Source organism: uncultured Cedecea sp. (assembly GCF_947498825.1).
In the GTDB taxonomy this organism is placed as follows: Bacteria; Pseudomonadota; Gammaproteobacteria; order Enterobacterales; family Enterobacteriaceae; genus JGM124.
In genome coordinates, this window is sequence record NZ_CANMLV010000003.1 from 170,324 (window position 1) to 197,023 (window position 26,700).

General features: G+C 42.7%; 18 protein-coding genes and 1 pseudogene. 7 read left to right on the forward strand and 12 right to left on the reverse strand.

Going from position 1 to position 26,700, the window contains the following annotated elements; genetic code table 11:
* Nucleotides 1-127 precede the first annotated feature (127 nt).
* From Q1A40_RS05825 to Q1A40_RS05840, 4 genes are all read right to left on the reverse strand, one after another.
* The gene (locus Q1A40_RS05825) at nucleotides 128-1,159 is read right to left on the reverse strand and encodes a TRAP transporter substrate-binding protein (RefSeq protein ID WP_299998506.1); all 1,032 of its coding nucleotides are present in this window, start codon (nucleotides 1,157-1,159) and stop codon (nucleotides 128-130) included.
* A 72-nt stretch (nucleotides 1,160-1,231) separates the two neighbouring features.
* Entirely contained in the window at nucleotides 1,232-2,380 is a 1,149-nt protein-coding gene (gene dgoD / locus Q1A40_RS05830; RefSeq protein ID WP_299998507.1) for a galactonate dehydratase, read from the reverse strand.
* Nucleotides 2,377-2,994, reverse strand: coding sequence for a 2-dehydro-3-deoxy-6-phosphogalactonate aldolase (locus Q1A40_RS05835; protein WP_299998508.1), 618 nt, complete (start codon nucleotides 2,992-2,994; stop codon nucleotides 2,377-2,379). Before Q1A40_RS05835 ends, dgoD begins: the two co-directional genes overlap by 4 nt.
* Entirely contained in the window at nucleotides 2,995-4,017 is a 1,023-nt protein-coding gene (locus Q1A40_RS05840) for a 2-dehydro-3-deoxygalactonokinase (RefSeq protein ID WP_299998509.1), read from the reverse strand.
* A gap of 313 nt (nucleotides 4,018-4,330) precedes the next feature.
* On the opposite strand from Q1A40_RS05840, the gene Q1A40_RS05845 reads away from it, so the two are divergent.
* The gene (locus tag Q1A40_RS05845; protein ID WP_299998510.1) at nucleotides 4,331-5,107 is read left to right on the forward strand and encodes an IclR family transcriptional regulator; all 777 of its coding nucleotides are present in this window, start codon (nucleotides 4,331-4,333) and stop codon (nucleotides 5,105-5,107) included.
* A 145-nt stretch (nucleotides 5,108-5,252) separates the two neighbouring features.
* Here the strand turns inward: Q1A40_RS05845 and Q1A40_RS05850 are convergent, their stop codons facing one another.
* From Q1A40_RS05850 to evgA, 7 genes and pseudogenes are all read right to left on the reverse strand, one after another.
* Nucleotides 5,253-5,957: a fimbria/pilus periplasmic chaperone gene (locus tag Q1A40_RS05850; protein ID WP_299998511.1), complete on the reverse strand. Its 705-nt coding sequence runs from the start codon at nucleotides 5,955-5,957 to the stop codon at nucleotides 5,253-5,255.
* Entirely contained in the window at nucleotides 5,947-7,590 is a 1,644-nt protein-coding gene (locus Q1A40_RS05855) for a hypothetical protein (RefSeq protein WP_299998512.1), read from the reverse strand. The genes Q1A40_RS05850 and Q1A40_RS05855 overlap by 11 nt, the downstream gene beginning before the upstream one ends.
* A pseudogene (locus Q1A40_RS05860) lies at nucleotides 7,580-10,012 on the reverse strand (CS1-pili formation C-terminal domain-containing protein); the annotation flags it as partial. The pseudogene Q1A40_RS05860 and the gene Q1A40_RS05855, both read right to left, overlap by 11 nt.
* Nucleotides 10,013-10,134: 122 nt before the next feature.
* On the reverse strand, nucleotides 10,135-10,803 hold the full coding sequence (locus Q1A40_RS05865; RefSeq protein ID WP_299998514.1) for a hypothetical protein: 669 nt from the start codon (nucleotides 10,801-10,803) through the stop codon (nucleotides 10,135-10,137).
* A gap of 54 nt (nucleotides 10,804-10,857) precedes the next feature.
* Nucleotides 10,858-11,445 carry a common pilus major fimbrillin subunit EcpA gene (locus Q1A40_RS05870; RefSeq protein ID WP_299998515.1) on the reverse strand — a complete coding sequence of 196 codons (588 nt, stop codon included), beginning with the start codon at nucleotides 11,443-11,445 and terminating at the stop codon, nucleotides 10,858-10,860.
* 804 nt (nucleotides 11,446-12,249) lie between these two features.
* Complete coding sequence (locus tag Q1A40_RS05875; protein WP_299998516.1) at nucleotides 12,250-15,390, reverse strand: transporter substrate-binding domain-containing protein; 3,141 nt, start codon at nucleotides 15,388-15,390, stop codon at nucleotides 12,250-12,252.
* 35 nt (nucleotides 15,391-15,425) lie between these two features.
* Nucleotides 15,426-16,061 (reverse strand): acid-sensing system DNA-binding response regulator EvgA, encoded by a 636-nt coding sequence (gene evgA, locus Q1A40_RS05880; RefSeq protein WP_299998517.1) that lies wholly within the window; start codon nucleotides 16,059-16,061, stop codon nucleotides 15,426-15,428.
* A gap of 1,096 nt (nucleotides 16,062-17,157) precedes the next feature.
* On the opposite strand from evgA, the gene Q1A40_RS05885 reads away from it, so the two are divergent.
* From Q1A40_RS05885 to Q1A40_RS05895, 3 genes are read left to right on the forward strand one after another with little or no spacing between them, the layout of a single operon-like run.
* Nucleotides 17,158-19,026, forward strand: coding sequence for a glycoside hydrolase family 3 N-terminal domain-containing protein (locus Q1A40_RS05885; RefSeq protein WP_299998518.1), 1,869 nt, complete (start codon nucleotides 17,158-17,160; stop codon nucleotides 19,024-19,026).
* Nucleotides 19,027-19,059: 33 nt separating this feature from the next.
* Nucleotides 19,060-20,151 carry a hypothetical protein gene (locus Q1A40_RS05890; RefSeq protein WP_367275732.1) on the forward strand — a complete coding sequence of 364 codons (1,092 nt, stop codon included), beginning with the start codon at nucleotides 19,060-19,062 and terminating at the stop codon, nucleotides 20,149-20,151.
* Nucleotides 20,152-20,176: 25 nt separating this feature from the next.
* Nucleotides 20,177-21,496 (forward strand): DUF1343 domain-containing protein, encoded by a 1,320-nt coding sequence (locus tag Q1A40_RS05895; RefSeq protein WP_299998520.1) that lies wholly within the window; start codon nucleotides 20,177-20,179, stop codon nucleotides 21,494-21,496.
* Nucleotides 21,497-21,549: 53 nt separating this feature from the next.
* Here Q1A40_RS05895 and norR read toward each other — a convergent pair whose 3' ends face one another.
* Nucleotides 21,550-23,085, reverse strand: coding sequence for a nitric oxide reductase transcriptional regulator NorR (gene norR, locus Q1A40_RS05900; protein WP_299998593.1), 1,536 nt, complete (start codon nucleotides 23,083-23,085; stop codon nucleotides 21,550-21,552).
* 160 nt (nucleotides 23,086-23,245) lie between these two features.
* On the opposite strand from norR, the gene norV reads away from it, so the two are divergent.
* From norV to tehB, 3 genes are read left to right on the forward strand one after another with little or no spacing between them, the layout of a single operon-like run.
* Complete coding sequence (norV, locus tag Q1A40_RS05905) at nucleotides 23,246-24,658, forward strand: anaerobic nitric oxide reductase flavorubredoxin (protein WP_299998521.1); 1,413 nt, start codon at nucleotides 23,246-23,248, stop codon at nucleotides 24,656-24,658.
* Between the two features lie 11 nt (nucleotides 24,659-24,669).
* Entirely contained in the window at nucleotides 24,670-25,803 is a 1,134-nt protein-coding gene (gene norW / locus Q1A40_RS05910; protein ID WP_299998522.1) for an NADH:flavorubredoxin reductase NorW, read from the forward strand.
* 17 nt (nucleotides 25,804-25,820) lie between these two features.
* Nucleotides 25,821-26,687: an SAM-dependent methyltransferase TehB gene (tehB, locus tag Q1A40_RS05915; protein WP_299998524.1), complete on the forward strand. Its 867-nt coding sequence runs from the start codon at nucleotides 25,821-25,823 to the stop codon at nucleotides 26,685-26,687.
* Nucleotides 26,688-26,700 lie beyond the last annotated feature (13 nt).

Below are 26,700 nucleotides of genomic sequence, written 5' to 3' on the forward strand. Positions count from 1 at the left end.
AAGTTGCTTGGGTGTTGCCTGCGTCCAGCCCGCCGAATCACAGAGTTTATCTGTGCTCATCGACGGGCTGAACTGGGAGCCTACAAGCAACTCGAATTACTTTGGATATAACGCCTTATTGCTGGTTTCAAGATTTCTGATCGGCGTTGGCGCGGGCTTTCTCTACTTCACCGTAGAAGTCAGCGACAAATTGCTCACCGATAACAGGAACATATTTATCAACCGCGGGTTTAACCGCAGCACGTAATTTTTCAACTTCTGCAGGGGGTAAGGTTTCCACGATAACGCCCGCATCAGTCAGCTGCTGTACTACATTTTTGTCTGCTGCGGTCATAACCTCGCGGTGGAACAGCTGGGCTTCTTTTGCAGCTTTATGTACTGCTTCGCGATCTTCAGGCGTCATTTTGTCCATAAAGCGTTTGGAAACCATGATGATACTAGGCGTATATACATGATTAGTAATGGTGATATATTTTTGAACTTCCTGCATTTTATTGGCATACATATGGATCAACGGGTTTTCCTGACCGTCAATAACACCGGTTTCCAGTGCCGTGAAGACTTCTGAGAAATCCATAGGTAATGCGTTGGCACCCATGCTTTTAAAGGTTTCCAGTGCAATAGGGTTCTGCATCACGCGCAGTTTCAGGCCTTTAAAATCATCAGCAGAATGAATCGGATGTTTATTGTTTGATACGTTACGGAATCCGGTTTCAACCCATACCAGTCCCTCCAGATTCAGTGGCTCTAACAGCTTGATGATACGTTCCCCCATGGGACCGCGGAAAACCGCATCAACCTCTTCCATATTGTTAAACACAAATGGAATATCGAAAGCCTGTAACTCTTTTACGCGACCCGAAATCGGTGCCAGTGAACCATAGTACATTTCCTGAGTACCGGCTTGGGTTGCTCGCAGCATTTTCTCATCACCACCCAAGGTGCCGCCGGAGAAGACCTGGATTTTTACACGACCGTCGGTGTAATCGTTGACCAGACTGGCGAATTTTTCTACCGTTTGGGTTTGGGGATGTTCAGTGGGCATTGAGTGGCCAATTTTTCCTACCAGAGGTGCTGCCAGGGCACTGGTACTCAATATTAGTGTGGCCGCCATGCTGAGCATCAGCTTTTTACCATTTTTCAAAAATGTAGAATGCATAGGGTATTCCTCATAGTCGGATAAAAAATAATTAAATCAATGAACTACTTTATGTTTCTGTTTTTGTACATCTTACCATTCCGCCACCGCGCCATCAGAACCACGCCATACCGGGTTACGCCAGTCAGGCGCATTTTTACTTTTCTCAATCACTAACTCTTCATTGATCTCCACACCTAATCCTGGCTTGTTATTTGGATAGAAGTGGCCATCGCTCATGGCGAAGTCTTCTTTATTAATCACGTAGTCCAGTAATTCAGCCCCTTTGTTGTAGTGAATACCCATGCTTTGCTCCTGAAGCACAGCATTGCGTGAAATAAAATCAACATGCAGACAAGATGCCAGGGCGATTGGCCCCAGCGGGCAGTGAGGTGCGAGGCCAATATCATAAGATTCGGCCATCGCGGCAATTTTATAGCACTCGGTAATACCGCCTGCGTGTGACAGGTCAGGTTGTACTATGGCTAAACCACCGTCAGCAAAAACACGTTTAAATTCAAAGCGTGAATACATACGTTCACCGGCAGCAATTGGAATATGGGTCATATCTGCCAGTACACGATAGTATTCAGCCTGCTCTGCCAGAACCGGTTCTTCAATAAACAGTGGGCGATAAGGCTCAAGTTCTTTAATCAATACTTTTGCCATTGGCGCAGAAACGCGACCGTGGAAATCAAGACCAAATTCAATATCGTTGCCAAAGGCTTCACGAATTTCGGCAACGATAGCCACGGCGCTATCCACTTTCTTCGAGTTATCAATAAGCGCCATCTCTTCGCAACCATTTAACTTAAAGGTATCGAAGCCAATTTCACGCAGTTTATTGATGCTACTGATGACGTCGGACGGACGGTCTCCACCCACCCAACTATAGGCTTTAATACGATCCCGGACTAAACCGCCCAGTAACTGATAAACCGGTACGCCTAATGCTTTTCCTTTAATATCCCAGAGTGCCTGATCGATACCGGAAATAGCGCTCATCAGAATCGGACCGCCGCGGTAAAAAGCGCCGCGGTAGAGCGTCTGCCATATATCATTAATTCGCGCAGGATCCTGGCCAATAATATAGTGGCTTAACTCATGGACTGCGGTTTCAACGGTTCTGGCTTTGCCTTCAATAACGGGCTCGCCCCAACCGACAATACCCTCATCGGTTTCAATTTTTAAAAACATCCAGCGTGGCGGCAAACGATAAGTCGTTATCTTGGTAATTTTCATTTTTGTGTATCTCGATAGGCTTTGATAAAGGCTTCAGCTTGTTGTTGCGTTTTCTCTGGGCTCTGTCCGGCACGATAGAGGTCTCCACCTAAACCTGCACCGATGCATCCGGCAGCGATATATTGATGCAGGTTATCAGGCGTAATTCCGCCGACAGCGAATACTGGAACGTCTTTCGGAAGAACGGCTTTTAATCCCCGCACGTAGTCAGGGCCGAAACAGTGAGAAGGAAACAGTTTTAAATTTTGTGCCCCGGCCGCAATTGCACTGAAGGCTTCGGTTGCGGTAGCAAATCCGGGACAAACCACCATGCCGTAACTGACCGCTCGTTTGATGACTTCAGGATTAATATTTGGCGTGACAATAAGCTGGCAGCCTAGCTCAGCTAACGTGTCGACTTGGCTTAATTCCAGCACCGTCCCTGCACCAATTAATGCTTTACTGGAGTAATGCTGCACCGCGTCGCGAATACTGATTTGCCAGTCAGGTGAATTCAGTGGAATTTCGATTGCCTCAAAACCAGCTTCAATTAACAAAGGCAGATGCTGATGTATTTCTGTTGGTTTGATGCCGCGTAAAATGGCAATTAATGGCAGACGCTGGCTCCAGCTCATTTACATTCCTCCTACACGGATAGATTGATTTAATTGCGACATTTGGCGGGCAATCGTTATTGCCCCGATACCGGAAAGAGGCTGACTCTCTTCTTCATCCTGGGAAATCACCTGGCCCTGAAAGAAATCGTCATGTTGAATAAGCAGTGCTAATGACTGGCGAAGGATCTTTTTACCGCAGATCACGACATTGACATTCGGGCTGATATTGAGCGCCTGGCTATTTTTAATCGTCAAAATATCGGAGTAGAGCACAGCGCCAAGCAGATAATTAGCCACCTGGTTTTCTGAGGATTGGCTAAACATCGACAGAATGCGTACTAAGAAACAGCTACGTGCAAGACCGACGTTTTTACAGGACTCTGCCCCACGGAGTAAGTATTCTTCATCAAGCTGATGGGCAAATTGATTACCTAATGATTGCGTTAAAATCGTGTTATTCGTCAGTACAGCCAGTAATTCTCCTGCCATCGTACTGGCGCAGCCCATTACTTGTTGGTTTTCGTTAACGACAATAAATTTACTGTGTGTACCCGGCAGGATAATCAAGGTCTCTTGCTTAAGCTTGAAGTAGTGCATAGCACCGATAACTTCTGTTTCTTCTCCACGCATCATATCCATGGCATCGCAATTACTGATATCAATGTGCGAAACCAGGTTTTTGACGCCAGGAATAAACCAGATAGGGAAGGGGCATATTTCAGGAATGATTTTTTGCACCATTCCCTTCGCTAAATCACCTGAATCAACCGGCGTGGCTAAATGCGGTATTTCACATAAGCCAAAATTAGAGGTGATCATTCCGGAAGCAATGATAAAAACTGAGTTATCAAGTGTAATGCCTGCCTGTGATAACGCCTGATCAAGCACATTTTTAACACCACGTATTAATGTCTCAGTACTGCCTGTCAATGCCGTGTCTCTGACACCAATCGCTTCTGACGCTTGGGCAATAACCACATCATTTTGCCATACACGGGCTCTGGTATTGGTGGTGCCAGAATCAATGGTCACAATAGACATACAACTTCCTTACATGTGGATACGGGCTTAAACCTGAAAAAATGAGCTTTTACTCACGCTATAAATCGGAATGACATTCCATAATCAATATATAGAATTTGAAAACGAACCATAGTTCCATAATTTGTTATTGTGATGTTAATCAAAATAATTTTTACGGTTTCAATATAATTCCTTTATTATCAACATGTTAAAATTTGTCATTGTAATGACAGGATATTTTAGGTGTCAGAAAGCGGAAAAACGCGCTATCACGCTGAATATCTTGAATGCTATAATGGTACGATATTCCATTTTTCAAGGTGTTTGCGAGATGCAAGATAAAGAGAACTCATCCAATATAGATAAAACGCTGACCATCCTTGAAGCGATCAGTGATTCGCAAAAAGGTATTTCTCTGGCTGAGCTGGCAAAACTGACAAAAATACCGAAGACCACCACCTTCCGTATTCTTGAAGCTTTGAAGAATCGTGAGTACGTTACCTACGAAGAGATGAGCGAGCGTTATTTGCTGGACATAAAGGCGCTTGAACTGGGCATTAAGGGGTTACTGAACATTAATCTTGTCGATGTCTCTATTCCCTACTTGAAAAATCTCTCCGGGGTAACAAACGAAACCTGTTTCCTGGGGGTGTACAACCACGGGTATGTTATCTATCTGTATAAAAGTGAAGGAAATATGTCGATTCAGACGAATGCACGTCTGGGGAGTCGTATGCCTGCTTATTGTACGGGGATTGGGAAAGCATTATTGGCACATCAGCCACTTGACGAAATTGACAGAGTATTAAGCCAGCCGCTAGAAAAAATAACTGAGAACTCGATTGTTGACCGAATTGAACTCTATAACACGCTGGCTAAAATTCGTGTTGATGGCTATTCATTTGATAATGAAGAGAACGAAGAGGGGCTGACCTGTGTGGCGCGTCCGGTTTTCAATTATACCGGAAAAATTGTCGGTGCAATCAGTGTGGCAGGGCCAACCTATCGGATGAAAAATAAGTTAGAGATGGTTATCGCGAATTTGCAAAGTATCTGTACCACTATCTCTCGACAAATGGGCTATATCGATCAGAATAAAAAATACTGACAGCGTGTAAGCCACAGTTGTCTTGTCAGAAAATATTGCTGATAAAAAACCAGGTGCTGAAGATGGTTTATACACCTGGTTTTTTATAACCAATTGAAATTATAAATTTTTATGTTGCGCAGTTATTCAACATCATGATGCCGCTTTATTCTGCATCCTTAAATTTATCCTGAGGCAGCGGGCAGGAGTCAGAGATCTTGATAAATTTATTGTTATAAACAATAAAGTGATTCCCTTTCTCACGTAACGCAGGAACGCGCACCGTTTTTCCGGGTTTAACGTAATAGGCATCACCTTCCTCTTCAGTCGTCTGACAACCGGGTTTAATCAGCAGTTTAAACCACGTATTACCGGTATTTGCTACCGTTCCACTGGCGGCATCATAGTGCCACTTAAAATTCACTTCTCGTGGACGAACAACCATAATGCTATCAACCGTTATAATCGGCTCAAGGCTTATTTTCCCGTTATTATTCGTTATTTCTCCATGCTGAGTGGGGATTTCACGGAATGTTACCCGGTAGTAACGTTCTTTATTATCCTTAGGGCCGTGATAATAAAATTTATAATATTCACTTTGTCCGGCCTGGAGAACTAACTGGCGAGGGGCAAAAAGTAACTCGCCATCTGCAGGTCTGGTACTGACTTCTTGCTGACTCGGGCTGTCAATACCGATAATTGATACCTGATAGAGGCGGGCTGATTTATTGTTATTCACAATGCGCTTGGCGACAAACTCCTGGTCTGATGGCAGCGAGAATGTAAGATCCCCGATATAAATTGCCTGGACTGCTACAGGCAGACAAAGCGCTATCAGACATAGTCCATTAGTGAGTAGTTTAGTTAACATTACGCCACGTTGCCTTTACATGAATTTCGCCAGATGCACTCACTTCACCGTACCAGTTATTGTCATTAACTGTACGTAATGAACGCGCATTATTCATTAAAACAGAGAACATTAAGTTAGTTTTTTCCATGGTCCCGATATCACCTGAAGCATCATTCCATGGCGTACTGCTCCAGAGTGCATTGGTCATATCATGCCACTGGTCATCACAACTGGTGTCATAAGTTTGTTTCGCACCGTTTCGCGTTGTAAAAGTCAGTTGTGCCGGGAAGGGGACCTGAGTTTCATTGTCTGATGAACTAAAAATACAGTAACTCTGCCCATTGATAACCCGGGAAGGGCCTTTCACTTTAACCAGAACCTCATCAGCGGCGGTTTTTCCACTGGTCGTCACGATATAACCGAAATCGAGTGAGGGTTCACTTTTTCCGACATCGCCTGTGCGGGTTGGTTTGGTGGTGTATTCATCGGAAATAATACTGACACCAAAATCACGAGGTTTTATTATCAGTGAGTTTGATGTTGAGAACTCATACCAGCCAGATTCTGGAGAGGTTGTATTTCTGAATCTGAAGTTAAAAAGATCCCGTGTATTGATATCACTTATCCCCTGAGCAACCATCTGTCTAAAGAAATTACTCGAGAAGAATATGTAAATAGAGTTTGCACTTTTCATCTGGTTAAAAGTGTAATAATAAGTTGTTCCACTGACGCGTTGCCAGCTATTACCGTCAAGGCTGAACTGCATATCTTGGTTATTAATTGCTGACGCTAAAGCTTCGTTAGTAATGGAAGGAAAAATACGAATGGAAGTATTTGATATTCCATTATTCTGCAAAGTATAGTTAACCATTTTACAGCTAATGCCATTACGGTTACCGATGGTTTGCATTCTACAATCGCTATTACCTTCACCTAACGTCGGTATACCATCTGTATTAATAAATACTTCTGTTAACGCATTGGAGTTCACCAGGCGCAAATGAGCCGCTTTAACATGCGTCAGATTACGGGCATACCAGGTTCCTGATGCTTGATCTATGCAACGTTCGCCTTTCGTTGCATCATATCGAGCAGTGGTATAGCAGCTGTTCATCTCGAACTTCATACTTGATCCGACCGGCATCTGTTGCAGGGCCTGATAAAACATATCCGACATCATGCCATGGAGCCATTTTGCACCACCAGGAGTCACGGTTACGCCATAAAATCCCTTGGCATCTGTTGTCTGGGGAGGCAGCAAACTTGTAGCCATATCGCAGCCGGAATACCAGTTGATACATCTTAAACCGGTCAGAGGATGAGTGATACTGGTGTTTTCGAGCCACATATCAAGCATTCGACCGGAAGGTGCCCCAGTATTATAACCATTATCAATATAGCCTAAACTTTGCTGGTAGATAGTACCTGAACCGTTATATTTCAGACCAGTCCATCTGTTTGAACCGGTTATTCGTGGATCCAATCCACCACCAGGGGTGACGAAATAGTTATCATCGGAGTTGTTTTCGATAAATACAAACTCTCTGGAAGCTGCATCAGGACGTTGTGTTTTGCTCACGGCGGCCAAGCCTGCGTGTTGCCACAATAAAAGAGCCAGACAGCCTGCTGTTCTTACAAGATTAGCTTTCATTTTCTGTTCCTTCTCTTTTATTGCTGGCATACGATTTCAAACCGGTACATACGACATCTCCAACCCAGATAGCGCCACGCGCCTGACTGAGTTCTAATTCAACTTCGCAAGTTTTATTTGCGCCATAGTTGAAGTCAATCGTTGGATATTTTTTGTCGATATCCATGACAAATTCACCATTGTTATCCGTCTGGGTACGACCGATATGGTTATTAATTTTTGCATTAGATAATACAGTGCCATTTTCCGCACGAATTCTTCCAGAAACGGTTACCATTTGCTTAATTCCTGGTTCAATAACAGCAACGTTACCAGGATAAAGTGTCAGGTTGGTTTTACGGTTGCTGACAATGTCATAGCTATCCTGTGAATTTTTGTTGTTCTGAATCTCAATTTCGTTACGGCTATAAGGTGACAGTGGTAAATAACTGTACTTTCCTTTGACGGGATAATAGCGACCGTTAACTTTCGCACTGATCAAAGTATTATCATCCAGCCCGGTATTAATAATTATCCCTGAGTTGCCCTCACTGCGTCCGCTGGCAGCAAAATGTTTACCTTGCCAGCCAGCAGAACCACTCGCAGTTAAGTTAGTATTGATGTAACCATCAGTACCAGTATTGACGTTTAATGTACCTGCAGAATATCGGGTATTAAATTGGGCATAGGCTCCACCACTGAGAGTTTTATCATCACGAGTGTCGCCTGAGATTGCACGGGAAATATTCGCACCTACCGACCTGATGGTACTGTCTTCGTCAAAGTTTTTACGTGCGGCAATGTTTGCCAGAGTATAGCCATTCTGGTGAGTCATACCGGCACTGATCCAGTTGCCTAATGGTAATGAGAAGTCCAGAGCAATATATTTGTCTAAATTAGAAGAGCTGTTACCAAGACTATTATAACGTTGTACACCCGCGCGCACCGCAACAGAACCGTAAGTACCAGAATAGACATTCTGAGAGTAGTCTGCAGTGTAGTAGCGTGATTTGTAACGATGATCATCGTTATAACTTACCGTCAGTGTTCCTAATTTATTTGTTAATGCATTGAGATTTAACGTACCACCAATCGCCTGGTTATTGGCGGTGCTACGACGTAATCGATCGCCAATCTTTGTGCGTTCCTGGTTTATCCAGATAGAGCTGAACCCACCAGGCAACGCCGCAGTCACACTGCTGATAAGGCTTGCTGATTTATCACTTGCCAGCATGTTTTGGATACTGACTTGAAGTGTATTCAGAACAGGCAGAGAGAGCCGGGTTTCTGCAATACCCAGATTATCATAGCCATAACCACTGGCGGCCCAGCTTAACGTCTTTAATGAGCCCGCCGCGGAAACGCCAGCAAGCATACTGTCTTTTGCCGGCAAGATTTTGTTTTCTTCTGACCAGCGTTCCATATGGAAACTTCCGCCCCATACTTGCCATCTCAGCGGTGTACCTGCACCACGCGGACCACTATAAATTTTATTCACGCGTTGCATGCGTTTACTGACAACTGCACCATTGACGATAACTTCAACCTCAACGTCATAGATCCCGAAAGGCAATTTACTGGTATCGACTTCATGGTTACCCATATTAAAGTTTTGCACGCTCATCAGACGATCATCACGTAACACGTGAACTTCGCCCGCAGCAGGCAGAAAGGCCACAATCGGAGTAATGGATTGAGTATCATCGAAAACGGTTGAGCTGGACTCGTTTCCCCAGGAAGCGCCATAGATTTTACCGGCTGAAATAGCATTCATTGGGCCCAGGGATTGTAAATTCCAGGTATCCAGCATACCTGCGGCAAATCGTTTACCCGCAAAATCACGTTCATACATGACTTTATAAAGCTGAAAGTCTCGGTTATTGCTTCCGATACCATACAGTGAGCCGTCAAGTGCAACATGGTGTTCACGTAATGCGGTCACGCTGTTAAGCGATAAGTAGCTGGAAGTGTTGCTCCCCCCGGTACGCATCTGGTTGTTATAAACACCAAGGCTGTAATCCAGGGTGGAACTTATGGCATTGACGCTAGACTCACCAATATCTTCGCTACGGGAACGTAGAATTGTCCCCAGAGCTTGCTGGTCTACCACAAGCTGTAGCAACAATTGCTTTAAATTCAGCGATAACTGAGCACCTTGAGTAACATCAATAATCAGTTGTTGATTAAATGCTTCATCTGAAATGCTGTCTAGTTTCTGGCGAGTGAGTTCATTGACTGTTGCATTATCGCTATTATTTTCTAGTTCTATTTTTTTAATAAGAATCTTACCCTTCTCTAAAAATATTTGGGCATTACCGATTCGTTGATCGCTTTCTGTACCTGAACTTCCTTTAAAATGGATAAATAATGGAATACTCATACCATTTTGCAATACTTGGCTAAATGTCTGAGGGATAATTATGCCGTCAATCTCTTGAATATTTTTAGTATTTGCAGAAACAGCAGGTGCTGATATAGAAAGTGCTATAGATATAGCAATCAGCGTTTTGTAAAAAATAGGGGAGGTATTCGCAGGCATGATTATCATCCATTAACATTGAAATGCTATTTCACAGAAACAAAATGCTCTCCTTGCCAGAGTGCAACACGACTATTTTTATTATTTACATCTACACGAGAAAATTTACGATCACGACCAGGCATCAGAAAATAGTTTTCTTTGCACTCTTTACCTTCGACTGACTTAAGGCAAGGACCATATGCAATAATTCTTAATGTTGCATTACCGGTATTAGTCATCTTTCCGTTATCATAGGTATGGCTGTATTTAGCTTTGCGTGGTGCAACAACTAATATCGTCCCTATTCTTGCAGAGGCTGTCGCCATAGCACTTCTTGTGGTATTTCCTTGCTGAACATCACTTAATGCCTGATCAAACCAAACAATACGATAATAACGTTCTTTATCGTCCTCTGATCCTTTATAAAAAAAACGGACGTTTTCATTGGCTTTCGCAGGAAGTAACATACTTGCCGGTGTCATTAGTACCTCACCCGCTTTTTCCATTGGAATAACTTTGCCATCTTCTAAAGGTGAGGAAATACGTTCGATACTGATATTAACTAAACGTCCTGTATCTGTTGGATTCTTAATTTCCTTATTCAGTACGTTATTATCACTGTTCATAAATGAAGATATGTCTCCAACATCTAAAGCATATGCCGGAAACATAGTACTAACCAACAGACTGATAGCCAGAATACTTTTTTTCATTATGGTCAATTCCTAATATAAGCAGGGGAGAACCCCTGCTTATTCAAATATAAATCAGCTGGTCCAGGTTGCATCAAACTGAACACTAACATCACCACTCCAGATACCTTCTGGCAGAGAGCTGAACTCAGTCGCCGCTGTAGTACCGTCAGTTGTGCCGCTGATGATTTTGAAAGTGAATCCGTCTTGAGCAGAAGTACGACCTGCTTGGTTGTAAGAGTTGCTTAATGAACTTAAGTTGCCGCCCATAATGTTATTAGCAGTATCGATCATGACTAATGGGCTTGCAGCTGTTACTGCTTCGCCATTGTATTCAACACCGACTTTCAGAGTAGAACCAGACTGATCAAGCTGAGTCAGGGTATCAGTCAGTACACGTGAAGTCAGTTTAAAGTCAGTTGCTGTTTCGTCACCTTCAACAGTCACATCGAACAGACCGTTGGCTGAGTTAAAGCCTTTAATGCCTTCAGCGTATTGGAATGACAGGCTACCCAATGGAGTGACAACCAGTTTACTGGCGGTGTCTTTTTTCGCGGTAGCAGACCAGGTTGCAACTGCCTGAGCGCTAATGTCAGCAGCTTGAGCAATGCCCATACCAGAGAAAGCAGTAACCAGTGCGATTGCAATAATATTTTTTTTCATAGCTTTATCATCCTAATTAGATTTTTGGCTTTTGCCGTTGGTCCGTAAAATGTAATAATGTTTCACGTGAGTAATGCATTTATTTCTGAAACTTCAATTCATTTCTATTTAATATTCTTAAAATAAGTCATTAGTGCGTAATTGACGTATTTATTGAAAATGTTTAAGTAGAAAGAAATTTTTCCAAAGGTTCAGTAAAACAGTACGGCTTAATTAACATTTTGAGTTGTTAATTTAATCTTCCATGATTTTGGGATTTCATGCCTTTGTGTTTTTAATCTACCCTGTGAAGGTATGGGGGAAGTATATTGATGGGCGGGGGAGAGTAATATCAGCGAAACCTTATATTACTGTAGGTTGATTCCTACAAGTGTAGGAATGTTCTTGTGGTGTGTTTTTAATGCTTGTAACTCATTGTATTTAAATGGGTTATTTTGTCATGATTATATTCATAACAAACACCAGGTAATTATTTAAAGTAAATAAACATTAAATTATCACTTTGTTAACATTTTAAAAGTGAAAAAAAGCAATGAAATTGATCCAGGTCAATTTTTTGCTGCTTATTATTTCCTGTTATTCTACGAAATTAAAAATAGCTGCGTGAATTTGAATGGTCTGATAAGTATCTGACTGTCAGGGGACGATATTCCTGAAAAATTAGCGGTGGTGCTGGCACTTTTTTCTGTAGCACAGGCAATGAATACCATCATGGAAACGCTTAAAGCGCATCTCTGGGTAAATATGAACGCTTCTCTTATCTCCCCGCCCGATTTTAGCTGGGCGAGGGGGAGAGGATTTTTACTAGGGGGTAAAATCTTGTATTGCGATGTCTAGCTCATCCAGTAAATCTTGAGTATGTTCCAGCATTGCTAATAGCCCGTCATCCGAGTCAGCTTGCATCAGTTTATCTTCCAGCAACTGTGTCTGATCGGCGAGTGCTGTGGAACCCAGTAACAGAGCAGTCCCTCTGATGCGATGAATATGATACTTCATGGCTTGATAGTCAGAGTGCATGAGCGCGACATGCGCCTTAGAAAAGTCGTTACGGTTTTCTTGTTGGGCATCTTTTAAAGCATTTAACATCAATAGCCTGTTTCCCTGAGCTAAAACCGTCAGGCGTTTCATATCAAAGAAGGAGCTAACTTCAGGCTTTATATCAAACAACAGCAGGGCGAGCTGCGAAATGTTTATTGGTTTAAACAGGCAAAAATTCATGCCGGCAGCCAGACAACGTTCACGTTCATGTATTTGGGCGGTTGCCGTCAATCCACAGATAATGATGTTGCTGTTATGTTCGCGTACTGTTTTCGCCAGGGTGACACCATCCATAACGGGCATATTGACGTCCGTTATTAATATATCGTAATGGGCCTGCTGCAACAAAGAAAGTGCTTCCTGGCCATCGGCAGCTTCGTCTGACTTGATACCCAGTGTGCTGAGCTGACGCTGTAACAGCAAACGCCCTGCAGGCAGATCGTCAGCGATTAATACACGTAAATTCGGATCAACACTCACAGGAACGGGAGTGATGACAGGGGATTCAACGATAACATCATTTTTTGTTTCAACAGGAAGGACTATTGTTAGTGTTGTACCTTTGCCTTCTTCGCTTTGCAGAAAGATAGTTCCCCTCATTTTGCTCATGAGTACTTTACTGATAGTGAGCCCCAGCCCGGATCCTTGCTCTGTCGACTGATGTCCTGCCTGGATAAATGCTTCAAACAGACGCGATTGAACATGTTGCGCGATACCAGGCCCTGTATCAGTCACAATAATAATGAGGTTTTTTTGATTCTCTAATGAGACAGATATGTTGATGCTGCCTTGCTGGGTAAACTTTACCGCATTGTCAATCACATTGTTTAGCACTTGTCCCAGCCGCTGAAAATCGAGAAGCATAACTTGATCGCTGGCAACACATGATGTGTAGTCGATTGAAATTCCTTTTTTATTGGCAATGTCTTGAAATAATACAATTTTAGACATAATCAGAGTATCGATTTTCCCCCACTCAGGTGAGACCTCAATCATTCCTGATTCGACCTTTTCAATATCCAGTATTTCGCCGATCAACTTAAGTAATAAATGTGAAGCCTTGGCTGCCTGATCTATCGAGACTTTATCTTCATTTTTGAAATATGCTGATGCGTGTTGTAATAGTTCAAGATAACCAACAATAGCACTGACTGGCGTTCTGAGCTCATGACTCATTCTGGAGAGAAACTCCTGTTTCTCTTTGCCGGCTTGTTGTACCTTATTTTTCTCTTGTTCTAGCAAGCGTTGTAAACGTTTTCTTTTACGTACTGCTAACGTCAGATAGATTATCCATATGACACAACTGAGAACCAGTAAAGTCGCCAGTACCGTGACGATATAAAAAGGCTTGTTATATAACTCCCAAGTTTCAGTTTTAACATTAGGCAGGCGTAACCATTTACTGACTATTTGAAACATTTCCCGCTGCGGAACGTTATCCCATGCTTTATCCAGAATGGATTTTAACTCTGGTTCGTGCGGTGATACGCTGAAAGTAAAGGCTGCTGGCATGGTATTCGGTAGGGGCTGCCAGAGAAGCCGATCGTGATAATAATGTTCACTGAAGTAACGTACTGTTAAACGGTTGGCAATAGCAGCATCAACTTTACCACTGGCAAGCAAATTCAGCGCAGTATTGACATTTTTGACTGGCCTCCATTTGATATCAGTATATTGTCTTTGTAACGTCGTCAGTAAGGGATGTTCATCAGATAATGCGACACTCATTCCGGGGCGCAATTCGGCGCTGGAAAAGTTGTCTTTTCTGACAACACTGACAAACTGTGTATTAATAAATGGTTGGGTATATAACAAGGAATGATTCTTTTTAGTGTCATAAATGGCAGGTACGACCATATGCCAGCCACCTTTATTTATTTCACTTATCATCTCGTCATAAGATCTGACCATTATTGGCTCGAAAGTAAGCCCTGTCTGTAAATTGATTAAATTTAAAACGTCACCGGTAATACCACGAATATCTTGTTCACTGTCTATCAATGTGTAAGGCATGTACCAGGGATTAACAATCACCTTGATTTTTTTGTTCTGACTTAGCCACTGTTGTTCGTGGGGAGTATAGGCAAGAGGGTCAATGAGAAATGAGAGATCCCCTTTATCAATCGTTGAGTACGCAATCTGGCCATGCATATTTTCATCAATATGGCTCAGTACATTATTAAAAATTCTTTGTAATTCAGATTGTTCGGTGCGAAATAAAAACACACTGTTTTTTTGCGGTTCTGACCAGTACTTCAGCGTGACGATGGTATTCTGGAACTCCTGGGAAAGCCAGATACTGGTGGTGAGTGAATCACCAATAAAATAATTATCCTCTCCTGTGGAGAGCTTCTTGAGCGCCTCTTCATAATTGCTGTAACGGATGATATCGGCATTGGGAAATGACTGATAAATAAATTGATCATCAGGGTAGTTTCCATAAGCAGAAACACGGACGTTTTCCTGACTGGCTACAGGCGACATCGTATTTGATATGCTGGTAACCAGGTTAGGCCAGGAGCGTGTCACCGCCATGGATGCAATGAGTGATTGATCAGTTCCAGGCAGATATTCCAGTCCGGTTAACACGGCGTCCAGTTTATCCTCTTTAAGGGCTTCTATCGCTTGTTGCTTGTTATCTAACCGAATGACTTTTATATGAGTACCAAGCGAACTCTGAATAATCGCCAGATAATCGGCATTTATTCCTCGATAGCGGTCAGTGAATATATTTTGTACCACGGGTGAATGGGTTTGAGGGTATATGCCGACACGCAGCGCTTTATGATTATTTAGCCAGTGCTTATCCTCTTCAGATAGTGAGATTGCAACCGGAAATACTTGCCGCTGTGAGGTAAGTTCTAGCTCGTCAGGCATCGATGCTTGAACGCGACTAAATGCCATCATGAGTAGCACTATAAAGATAAACAAGGCTTGTCTAATCATCGTTTACTGAGTTTATTTTGATGGGCAAATGAAATGAGCGCGATAAGAGAGTTACAGCCCAGTTTCTCCATAAGCCGGGTTTTATAGGTACTGACTGTTTTACTGCTGATATTCATTGTTTCGCTGATTTTTTGGTTATCAAGCCCACTGAGCATATAGCTCATCACCTTCATTTCTTGGGATGACAAGGACTCAAGACGCTGCATATCGGTTATCATTTCGTTTTTTTCTTTCAAAAAGAAAGGGAAAAAACTGTATCCTTTTTGTGCGGACTCAATGGCTGTAATAATATTGCCCATTTCTTGGGTTTTACTAATAAAAGCATTTGCCCCGGCCTCGGCCGATTTTTTACTGTAGTAACGTTCATTTTTAGCTGATACGACGATAAGCAGGCCTTCGAAGCCGGAACTGCGTAATTTTTCAACCAGCTCTATACCATTCAACACCGGGATTTCAACGTCAATAATGACAATATCTGTAGGTGAATCTTTCAGAAAGTGAAAGGCTGAAAGACCATCCTCAAATTCATTTTCGATTTTCAGCTGTTGCTTTTCAAGAACGCTACGAATAGCCATTCTTGCCAGAGGATGATCATCGACTATTGTTACGTTGCTTAAAATTTCTTTAGTCATACTTATACTGTGCCTTGTGTTACAGAGTCATCCTGCTTTCAGTTTATTAGGTCATCATTGTCGCTCTGACAATCGAGTCGCGGAGTTTATCTTGACTGGCCTGTTGATGAAAAACTTTGCGTATAAGCAACTAAAATTATCGGAATAATCGTGATTATAGTCTGTTTTTGTAAGCTTTATGTTTTTTTAATCTGTCCTTTTGTCAGTTTATATATTTTTAAAATAAAAAGACTATGTTGCATTTTATTAAATTGGCATCTTAATAAAAAATGCTGCTATATGTTTTTATATAATTGTTTTTTAACTTTCGTCAGATGCGTTTTTTATTACTAATGAGTGTGGTTGTTTTTTAGGTTTGGACTCTTTGGCTGACTCTTAAGAGCTGTTTCTGCCAGCGTTTTCTTATCTTATTTAGTTGATTAAAATGATGTTTTTTTTACATTTTGTCTCTGTGTTTTTCGTTTCTTTATTTACAGTTTGTTATTTTATTTACCCATGAAGTAGAATATTTAACAAATTATTTTACTGTTCAGTTAAAGTGATTTTTATTAATATTTTTCACAAGAATGAAATGTTTTATTATCTCCAGAGTGTGTTTAGTTAACCCGGTTGAAATTTTATTTCACTTATTAAATGATTTAATTTTTTGTATTTATTGGTTTATTTCCTTCATAACCCGATCTTGATGCTTTTTCAGATGGTCTCTGGTGCTTGATTTGTTAGCGAAAAACAGGGCCTTAACATCCCTCTAAGAATAAAAAATTCCACAAGACCATGCCACCATTAAAATTAAAATGCCTAAATAACATGTAGTTATGATGTTATTTTGATGGTTGTTTACTATTTAAATTAATTTTTGTTAGTTAGTGTGACTTGTTTCACATAGGTAGGAATATTTTATTCCTTGCCGGGATAAGTATGGTAAATAAGCAGTTATAAAGATGACTTCAGGTGCCGGTTATGGGGAATTGCCAGGAGAGGCATGATACAGGCCATCAGTATTCTGAACTGAAATCGTCAAGTATCAGGGATTATTAACTATAAGTAATTTATTGTTTTTTTTTATAATTTTAGTGCGATACCAGGAGCCAGACCAATGAAAAAATTACTACTTGCGACTCTTCTTTTTAGTGCAATAAGCAATGCCGAAGTTATTTCAGATTCTCAGTTACACCAAATGTGGAAGGCGCCTCAGACTGCGGCGGAGAAACTGGTGGCTGAAATGAGCCTTGAAGAGAAAATAGGTCAGATAGTGATGATGGATTTTCGCTCCTGGCAAGGTGAAGGACAGGAGCAAAAGCAGCCTGTTACCGAACTGGACGCAGCCCTTGCTGAAATTATTACTAAGTATCATCTGGGCTCGGTGATTCTGTTTCGTGAAAACCTGATCGACACGCCTCAAACGGTAAAATTAATTAATGCGCTTCAGGATGCGAGAAGTAATCTACCGTTAATGATTAGTACAGACCAGGAAGGGGGCTATGTCACTCGTTTACGCGTCGGTACAGAAATGCCTGGAAATATGGCGCTTGGTGCGACCCGTTCACAGGAGCTTACCGAAACGGCCGGGGATATTCATGGTCAGGAACTCTCTGCTCTGGGCTTTAATTTTAACTTTGGTCCAGTGGTGGATGTTAATAACAACCAGAATAACCCTGTTATCGGCGTTCGTTCTTATTCCGACTCCCCGGAATGGGTCAGCGACTTAGCCAAAAGTTATATCCGCGGTATTCACCAGCACGGTGTTATGACCTCGCTGAAGCATTTCCCTGGGCACGGTAATGTCGTGTCAGATACGCATTTTGCACTCCCCGTTATTAAGATAGACAAAGCTGCATGGCAAGCTACTGAATTACCTCCTTTTGTTGAGGCTATGCCTTATACCGATGCGATTATGACGGCCCACGTAGTCGTACCCGCTCTGGATGATACGCAATTAACGAATATTAAAGGCGAGGAAATTGGTACGCCTGCCACTCTGTCGCATCCTATTTTGACTGAAACCTTGCGTAATCAACTGGGATTCAAAGGATTGATTATTACCGATGCAATGGAAATGGGCGCGATTAGCAGTAATTTTGATACTGAATGGGTTATTACCGAAGCGATCAAAGCCGGTAATGACATTATTTTGATGCCTCTGGCTATCACTAATCCTCAGGAGGTGACAAAGCTTGATTCTCTCTATTCCACACTTAAACAGCAGGCAGAAAAAGATCCTCAGTTGATGCAACGCATTAATGAGTCAGCGACACGAGTGGTTGAAACTAAACTTGCAAAACAGATTTCTGCCGAACATAAGTCTGCCGAGAAAGCTTCAACAATTGTGGCTTCTGCAGAACATAAAGCGACAGAGAATGATATTTCTGCGAAAGCGATTACTGTCATTAAAAATGAAGATATGCTTCCCTGGAAACTGAAAAGTAACAACACGTTTTTTATCTATTCTGACGAACAGCCCCGCAATGAACTGATTGCCAAGCACCTCAACAGTATTGCTAAAGAGACCAGTGTTGAAATGACTCTCGATAGCCGGGTGGCCAAACTTGGGCAGGATGGTTTAGACAATCAGACTATTGATAGTGATATTGAAGGCAAAGATCTGATTATTCTTGCGACCTATAATTTGAAAGAAAATCCGGCGAATGCCCAAAGGATCATTGACCGTGCGAAACTAAAAAATATCCCCTTAGTGGTTATTTCGACTCGAAACCCTTATGACATTGCTTATTTACATGATGTTAAGTCGAATATTGCTATTTATGGTATAACCGGATTTGATGTCACTAATAATGTGCGCAACGCACTTGAGACTAATATTTTAAGTGGACTACGGACACTCTTTGTGGGTGATAAATCTGATGCTGTACCTTTAAATATCCCACAAGGTAAATTGCCGGTTAATATTAAATCTCCTGATGGCAAAACCATTCTTTATGCACGTGGTCATGGATTATCCTGGTAAATAACAATCGCAAGGAATTGTTCGGTGAAAATAATAAAAAGTATCATCAATATAAATCTCGCAGTGATTTTATCTCTGACTACGCATGTGGTAAATGCCGATGCCTTTGAGACAGACTATGATCAGGAGATTTTTAAGTTAACTGAAAAAGTAAAAAAACTTGAAAAAGAGCGCGATGCTGCGCAAAAAACAATTAAAGATCAAAAATGGAATTTTGAGACTTATTTCGGCATGGAACAGGAAATTGACAGTGATGCTAACTGGAAATTTCTTGACGGAAGTATGGCTACGTCCCCTTATTTTGGTGCCTTCATCTATCAGAATAACTCTCTGTGGATGTATGACGTACAGATACTGAAAACCTATCTGGATCATAATTCAGAGTATGACAGAACTCGCTGGCAGGTCGGTGCAACACGCAGTTTTCCTTTCACACTGGCAGATCGTAAAGGTAATGCAAGGTTCCGTCTCGGATATCGTAATGATAACTGGCATTATCCTTCGATCAGCAGCCCTGCGCTGGCTGCGCCCTCTTATATGGGCGATATCAGAAAAGGCGAAGAGCGTCATGAAATCTGGCTTCGCCCACAAATCAACTATACGCTGAATCCTAATGTCAGTTTAAATGCCAGTTTGTCTTTCAGGCTGATTGACAGAAAACTGGATTATGCCAGAGCGAAAGGCGCGTACGGTGTCTATAAACGTGACTGGAGCCAAATCAATGAGCACTTTGCGGGCGCGAACCTGACCTTTAATAAGCATAACTCTCTTTGGCTGAACTATCTTTATATTGATGAGCAGTTGGTAAATACTTTATATAATAAAGAGCATTTCCTCTGGGCTATCTATCGTTATAAATTTGATAACGGTATTAATTTGATGCCTTATACTCGCTACTCTTTAGTTCGTGGTCAGCAAAGCTTCCGTGACTCCAATAATAGAGAGTTCTTGCATAAAGAAAAAGATCGTAGCCGTTACGGTGTGCAAATGATTTATCCATTTACTAAACAAACATCGTTGTTTGCTGATGTATACTACCGCCCTGAACAAACATGGGATAGCGAGAATAATAGAACACAGAACCATTTCTGGTTCTGGGCATTAGAATTACGCCATAATTTCTAATATTTAAACAGAGAGATACATTAACATGCGTTTTCTGAAGATGCTTTTTTTCGCCCTTATTCTCTCAGCGGGTAATAGTTATGCTGAGCAGAAAATAGTTCTGGGTCTCGACCAACCTGAGGTTTATGGACCTCTGTTAAAAGGTAAACGAGTCGGGTTGATGGTCAATCAAAGTTCTATTGACTCACAAGGCCAGCATGCAATTGAAAAATTGCGTGCACTTGAAAAACAGTATGGATTTACCGTAACGACATTATTTTCCGTAGAACATGGGTTACGTGGAAAAGAGGATGCCGGCTTCGGTGATGATGACCATCTGGATAAACAAACCGGCCTGCCGATTGTCTCGTTATATGGACGTGATAAAGATAACCGTAGCCGTGCTCATCCCACAGCAGAGCAGTTAGAAAATGTGGATGTGGTTATCTATGATTTGCAGGATGTAGGGGTACGTTATTTTACTTATACCGTCTCTATGCATCATATGATGGAAAGCCTGCAGCAGGAAAAGAAAGAACTAATGGTATTAGACCGGCCTAACCCTCTGGGTGGAGCTGTCTACGGACCTTTACTGGATGAGAAGTATATCTCAGGGATTGGTATTCATCCGGTCCCGATGGTACACGGTCTGACCTCCGGTGAATTTGCTAAAATGATTGTTGGAGAAGGCTGGCTGACTCATTTTGATGATAAAAGCTGGAGCGGTCACGGCGATAAACGCTGGCAGATGCCAGAGTCAGATTTATACGTGGTGAAGATGGGAAATTATACTCATCAGACTCCTTATTCACTGCCAGTATATCCATCGCCTAATTTACGCAGTGATTTAGCAATTGCTCTTTATCCTTCCCTTGGCGTATTTGAGGCAACCAGCGTAAATAGCGGTCGTGGATCGGATCATCCTTTTGAACAACTGGGTTTTCCTGATAAGCGTTTCTATGTCAATACTTGTTATACCGTTGACCCTAATCAGGCTAAAGCTGGCTGGCCTCAGGCGGGTAAAGAAGTCTGTGGGGAACGTCTCACCAGTGATTCTATCCCTGGTTTGAAACCGAGTATCGCGTTGTTTGTTGACTGGTGGTATAAAATGGTTGATGCTGGTTGTGCCCCCGTCCTCGCTGATGACAAAGAGACTCAGTACCTTAAGCATCAGGATGAGGCATTCTTAATTCGCCCGACCTGGCTTGCTAAAGTGACCGGCGATCGTTCTCTGGAAACTATCTTGCTGGAGGCGACCAGGCAGAATATACCGAAAGAACAGGCGATCAAACAGGTCGAAGCGAGCTGGGCAAAGGATTCAGAAGCTTACCGTAAGATGCGTGAAAACTACCTGCTCTACCCATAAGCAGGATCTTGATGCCGCATGGCAGCGTTCTGGCTGTGCGGCATATCGGTGGTTTACTTAATGCCCAGTCGTTTTGCCAGTCTGTGAAGATTCCCCGCATCAAGATCAAGCGCTCGCGCGCAGGCAGACCAATTCATCTTATTCTTCTGTAACGTTTTACTGATCAACTCCCGTTGAAATGCTGTAGTTGCCTGCTGGAGGCTTTGCTGAGGCCCGGCATCATGAGCAGTTATACTCACCGGACTCTCACAGGATGAGTCCGCTATCGCCAGATTAAACAGCTCATGAGATAACCTCACTTCGGCAGAATTCTGCGATGCCCGGCCGAGTACCGCAGCGCGTTCAATAGCATGTTTCATTTCTCGCACATTACCCGGCCAGGCATAGTTTTGTAACATCGCCAAGGTATCCGCCGGAATACTCAATTGCTGTAAGCCCAGCTTATTTCTCATCTGTTCAACAAAGAATCCTGCCAATAGTACAATATCTTCACGGCGCTCTCTTAAGGGGGGAACCGAGAGCGGAAAAACACTTAAACGATGGAATAAATCCATACGGAAGGTTCCGTCCAGTACGGCTTTCTTTAAGTCACAATTGGTTGCTGCCAGAATACGGACATTCACACGTCGGGTGCTATCATCGCCGACACGTTGTAAATCACCATACTGAATCACGCGTAATAATTTCGCTTGCAGCACTAAGGATAATTCACCAATTTCATCAAGGAATAATGTGCCGTTATCGGCCATTTCAAATTTACCCATCCGATGGTGTATCGCGCCGGTAAATGCCCCTTTTATATGACCAAAAAGCTCACTTTCAGCAACACTTTCTGGCAGTGCTGCGCAGTTTAAATAGATTAATGGCTGAGATGCCCGTGCAGATAAGTGATGTACCGCATTCGCAACCAGTTCTTTTCCCACACCGGTTTCACCGGTTATCAGTACATTGAGTTCTGAGCCTGCGACGACGCTGATTTCGTGTTTTAGTTGTTGCATCGGAGCTGAAAGGCCGATCATCTCTTCATCAGTACTGGTGATATGCTGTTTACTCCCCTGAGTACGACCAGGGCCGGGTAATGCCTGTTTTTCTAATGCATCGAGCAGCAAGGCATTACTGAGAGCCGATGATGCCAGGGCACCAATTAAACGTAATTCTTCATCACTAAAATCATCAAATTGCTCAGGATTCAGGCTATCAAAGGTCAGCGCGCCGATCAGTTGTTGATCGGTAAAGAGTGGCAGGCCGATACAGGCATGCACCTTTAGCTCAGTATGCCCCGGAATTAAACCATCATAAGGATCGGGCAGTTGGCTGTCGGCGGGGAAACGCACCACATCCCCGGCACGGGCTATTGCTTCAAGTCGAGGATGCGCATTGAGCGAAAAGCGGCGACCTAAAACATCGGCAGATAAACCATCAATTGCCAGCGGTCTGAATAACTGATTTTCGTAGCGTAGCAGGGCTGAGGCATCACAGGCCAGGAGTTTCCGGACGCTACCGATCAGTGTCTGAAAACGATCCTTGCCGGATAAACCATGCTGTAATTCGAGGGCAATGTTTGCCAGTGATTGAATAGATAAACGCATATTTGTCATTCCGACACGGGTTTTGTCATTATGACTATACTTTAATAATGTCAAAAAGACACCATTAATTTAAAAAGCAATTAAAATCAACAGGATAAAACATGGCACGCCAATTGCTTATAGTTAATAAAGACAAAACACTTTATTGGGGTAAACAGATATGGCGATTAAAGTAAAAAATAATGTTCAATGGGTAGGGCAGCGTGACTGGGAAGTACGTGAGTTTCATGGTACTGAATACAAAACCCTGAAAGGCAGTAGCTATAACAGTTATCTAATCAAAGAGGGGAAAAACGTTCTGATCGATACTGTTGATCAAAAATTCAGCCTTGAATTTGTGCGCAACTTGCAACAGGAAATCGATCTGAATGCTCTCGACTACATTGTGATTAACCATGCAGAAGAAGATCATGCTGGCGCATTAACTGAACTAATGGCGCTTATCCCGAATACACCTATTTACTGCACCACTAACGCTATCGATTCGATTAACGGTCATCACCATCATCCAGAGTGGAATTTCCATACGGTAAAAACTGGCGACAGTTTAGATATCGGTAATGGAAAAAAACTCATTTTCGTCGAAACACCGATGTTGCATTGGCCTGATAGTATGATGACCTATATGACAGGTGATGCGATATTGTTCAGTAACGATGCCTTCGGTCAGCACTACTGCGATGAGCATTTATTTAATGATGAAGTGGATCAAATTGAGCTTTATGAACAGTGCACTCGCTACTATGCCAATATTCTGACGCCATTCAGCCGTCTTGTAGCTCCGAAAATTAATGAAATACTCGGTTTTAATTTACCGGTCGATATGATTGCCACTTCACACGGTGTGGTATGGCGCGATGACCCTACGCAGATCATTCATAAATATCTGGAGTGGGCGAATGATTATCAAGAAGACCGTATCACCCTGCTTTACGATACTATGTCAGCAAATACCCGAATGATGGCAGACGCCATCGCTCAAGGGATCCATGAGACTGACCCCTCTGTGGCAGTGAAAATTTATAATGTGGCACGGCATGACAAAAACGAGATTCTGACCCAGGTGTTCCGTTCTAAAGGGGTACTGGTGGGATCTTCAACCATGAATAATGTCATGATGCCGAAAATTGCCGGCATGCTGGAGGAGCTGGCAGGCCTGCGTTTTCGGAATAAAAAAGCGGCCGCATTCGGTAGTTTTGGCTGGACAGGTGGGGCGGTTGACCGTATTCAAACCCGACTGATGGACGCGGGTTTTGATATTTCTTTGGCGCTGAAAATGAAATGGCGTCCGGACGGTAAAGCGCTGGAAGAGTGCCGTGAACATGGTCGCAAGATTGCCCGTGAATGGGCGCTACATCCACTTGAGGAAGTGAGTGTCGCAGAAGCCCCGGAACCTGTCACTGAGGAAAAATCCGCTGGATCGATGATTTGTACGGTCTGCCAGTGGGTTTATGATCCCGCTGTGGGGGAGCCAATGCAAGGTGTTGAGCCAGGAACCACCTGGTCCGATGTTCCTGAGTCATTTTTATGCCCAGGCTGCGCTTTGGGTAAATCTGTTTTTGAACCCCTGTAATCGGAGCAAATATGACGGAACAAATTATCATTATTGGCTCTGGTTTTGCTGCTCGCCAGTTAGTGACGAATCTTCGTCGCCAGGATAAACAGATCCCCATTATGTTGATTGCCGCAGATAGCGGCGATCAGTACAACAAACCCGATCTCAGTCATGTGTTTAGCCTTAAGCAATCGGCGGATGATTTAACACAGATGTCCGCTGAGCAATTTGCGCAAGAAAATAATCTTAAGTTACAGATAAATACTCAGGTCACGGCAATTGACAGTCAGATGAAGCATATTATTTGTGGCGACCAGAAATTGAGTTATCACAAACTGGTACTGGCGACAGGGGCGCAGGCGATAGTACCATCGATTCCCGGACGGGAATCGATGGTGACCTTTAACAGTCAGGGAGAGTATCGTAAACATCAGAGCCTGTTGCAAACAGCATCGCGTATTTTGGTATTAGGAGGTGGGCTTGTTGGCACCGAACTGGCAATGGATTTACATCGCGCAGGTAAGCAGGTGACCGTGATTGATAGAGCTCATAGCTTACTGGCTTCACTGATGCCGGCTGAACTCAGCTGTCGTTTACAGCATAAATTGAGCCAAATGGGGATCCGTATCCTGCTCAATAATGAGTTAGTCAGCATTGATAAAACGGATACAGAATTAGCGGTAAATTTGCTTGATGGTCATATCGTTAAGGCTGATGCGGTGATCGCAGCTATTGGAATACAACCTGATCTCACTTTGGCGACAACGGCAGGGTTAAAAACAGGCCGTGGAGTTTGCGTTAACCGTCAGTTGCAAACCTCTGATGAGCATATTTATGCCCTGGGCGACTGTGCGGAAATCGAAGGAAAGATCATGCCATTTCTGCAACCTATTCAGATGAGTTCGCTAACGCTGGCGAAAAATCTTCTCGGCGCGACAGAATCCGTTATTTTTCCACCTATGCTGCTAAAAGTTAAAACGCCCGATCTGCCGTTATTTCTCGCGGGCGACACGCAGCGCGACGATCTGAATTGGGAGCTAAGCTTAAGTACTGAAGGTATCGCCGCTCGAGGTTTTGATGCGATGAAGCAACTGCGTGCTTTTGTCGTCAGCGAGCAGCATACTTCAAAAGCATTTATGATGCTGCGCGAACTAAATAATTGAAAAAAAGGAATAATTATATGAATGATTTGATGCTTTATAAAGCAATGCCCCAATGGAATAGTCAGACATTGCCAGAAAGTTTCACCCAGAAACACAATACCAAAGCGGGAACTTGGGCAAAATTGACGATTCTTCAAGGTTCTCTGACTTTCGCCCTGATGACTGAAGAGGGTGAAATAACGCAATCATTCGTTTTTACCCCTGAAAGTCATCCCCCTTTTGTCGAACCTCAACAATGGCATCGCATTGTTTCATTCTCTGACGATCTGCAATGTCAGTTGGCGTTCTACTGCACCAAAGAAGACTACTTTGCTAAAAAATACCAGTTAACTTCAACGCATCCTGATGTTATCGATGCAGCAAAAATTATCCCGCCGGGAAAAGTGTTAGATTTAGGCTGTGGTGGTGGGCGGAATGCTTTATACCTTGGCCTGAAAGACTTTGATGTGACAGCCTGGGACGTGAATAAAGACTCTATTGAGAAATTAAAGCATCTGTCAGCCTTAGAAAATCTGGCGAATATTCATGCCGAGATTAAAGACCTTAATGGTGTAGAAATTAAAGAGAATTATGATTTTATTCTCTCGACGGTCGTTTTTATGTTCCTGAATAGAAAGGATATTCCTTCTCTTATTAGCACTATGCAGCAGCACACTTTGATTAATGGCTATAACTTAATTATCGCAGCCATGGATACTGATGATTATCCTTGTACGTTACCTTTCTTCTCATTTGCTTTTAAGCCTGGTGAGCTTCGTAAGTATTATGAAGGCTGGGAATTTATTGAATATAATGAAGATGTTGGCGCTCTTCATAAAACTGATGAACATGGCAACCCGATTAAATTACGCTTTGCTACAATGCTTGCCAAAAAAATCAGTTAAGGAATAAGTTACC

Bases quoted from the DNA above. Each gene is read 5' to 3' on its own strand.
- Q1A40_RS05825 (WP_299998506.1), bottom strand. From the start codon at position 1,159: ATGCATTCTACATTTTTGAAAAATGGTAAAAAGCTGATGCTCAGCATG.
- dgoD (WP_299998507.1), bottom strand. From the start codon at position 2,380: ATGAAAATTACCAAGATAACGACTTATCGTTTGCCGCCACGCTGGATG.
- Q1A40_RS05835 (WP_299998508.1), bottom strand. From the start codon at position 2,994: ATGAGCTGGAGCCAGCGTCTGCCATTAATTGCCATTTTACGCGGCATC.
- Q1A40_RS05840 (WP_299998509.1), bottom strand. From the start codon at position 4,017: ATGTCTATTGTGACCATTGATTCTGGCACCACCAATACCAGAGCCCGT.
- Q1A40_RS05845 (WP_299998510.1), top strand. From the start codon at position 4,331: ATGCAAGATAAAGAGAACTCATCCAATATAGATAAAACGCTGACCATC.
- Q1A40_RS05850 (WP_299998511.1), bottom strand. From the start codon at position 5,957: ATGTTAACTAAACTACTCACTAATGGACTATGTCTGATAGCGCTTTGT.
- Q1A40_RS05855 (WP_299998512.1), bottom strand. From the start codon at position 7,590: ATGAAAGCTAATCTTGTAAGAACAGCAGGCTGTCTGGCTCTTTTATTG.
- Q1A40_RS05865 (WP_299998514.1), bottom strand. From the start codon at position 10,803: ATGAAAAAAAGTATTCTGGCTATCAGTCTGTTGGTTAGTACTATGTTT.
- Q1A40_RS05870 (WP_299998515.1), bottom strand. From the start codon at position 11,445: ATGAAAAAAAATATTATTGCAATCGCACTGGTTACTGCTTTCTCTGGT.
- Q1A40_RS05875 (WP_299998516.1), bottom strand. From the start codon at position 15,390: ATGATGGCATTTAGTCGCGTTCAAGCATCGATGCCTGACGAGCTAGAA.
- evgA (WP_299998517.1), bottom strand. From the start codon at position 16,061: ATGACTAAAGAAATTTTAAGCAACGTAACAATAGTCGATGATCATCCT.
- Q1A40_RS05885 (WP_299998518.1), top strand. From the start codon at position 17,158: ATGAAAAAATTACTACTTGCGACTCTTCTTTTTAGTGCAATAAGCAAT.
- Q1A40_RS05895 (WP_299998520.1), top strand. From the start codon at position 20,177: ATGCGTTTTCTGAAGATGCTTTTTTTCGCCCTTATTCTCTCAGCGGGT.
- norR (WP_299998593.1), bottom strand. From the start codon at position 23,085: ATGCGTTTATCTATTCAATCACTGGCAAACATTGCCCTCGAATTACAG.
- norV (WP_299998521.1), top strand. From the start codon at position 23,246: ATGGCGATTAAAGTAAAAAATAATGTTCAATGGGTAGGGCAGCGTGAC.
- norW (WP_299998522.1), top strand. From the start codon at position 24,670: ATGACGGAACAAATTATCATTATTGGCTCTGGTTTTGCTGCTCGCCAG.
- tehB (WP_299998524.1), top strand. From the start codon at position 25,821: ATGAATGATTTGATGCTTTATAAAGCAATGCCCCAATGGAATAGTCAG.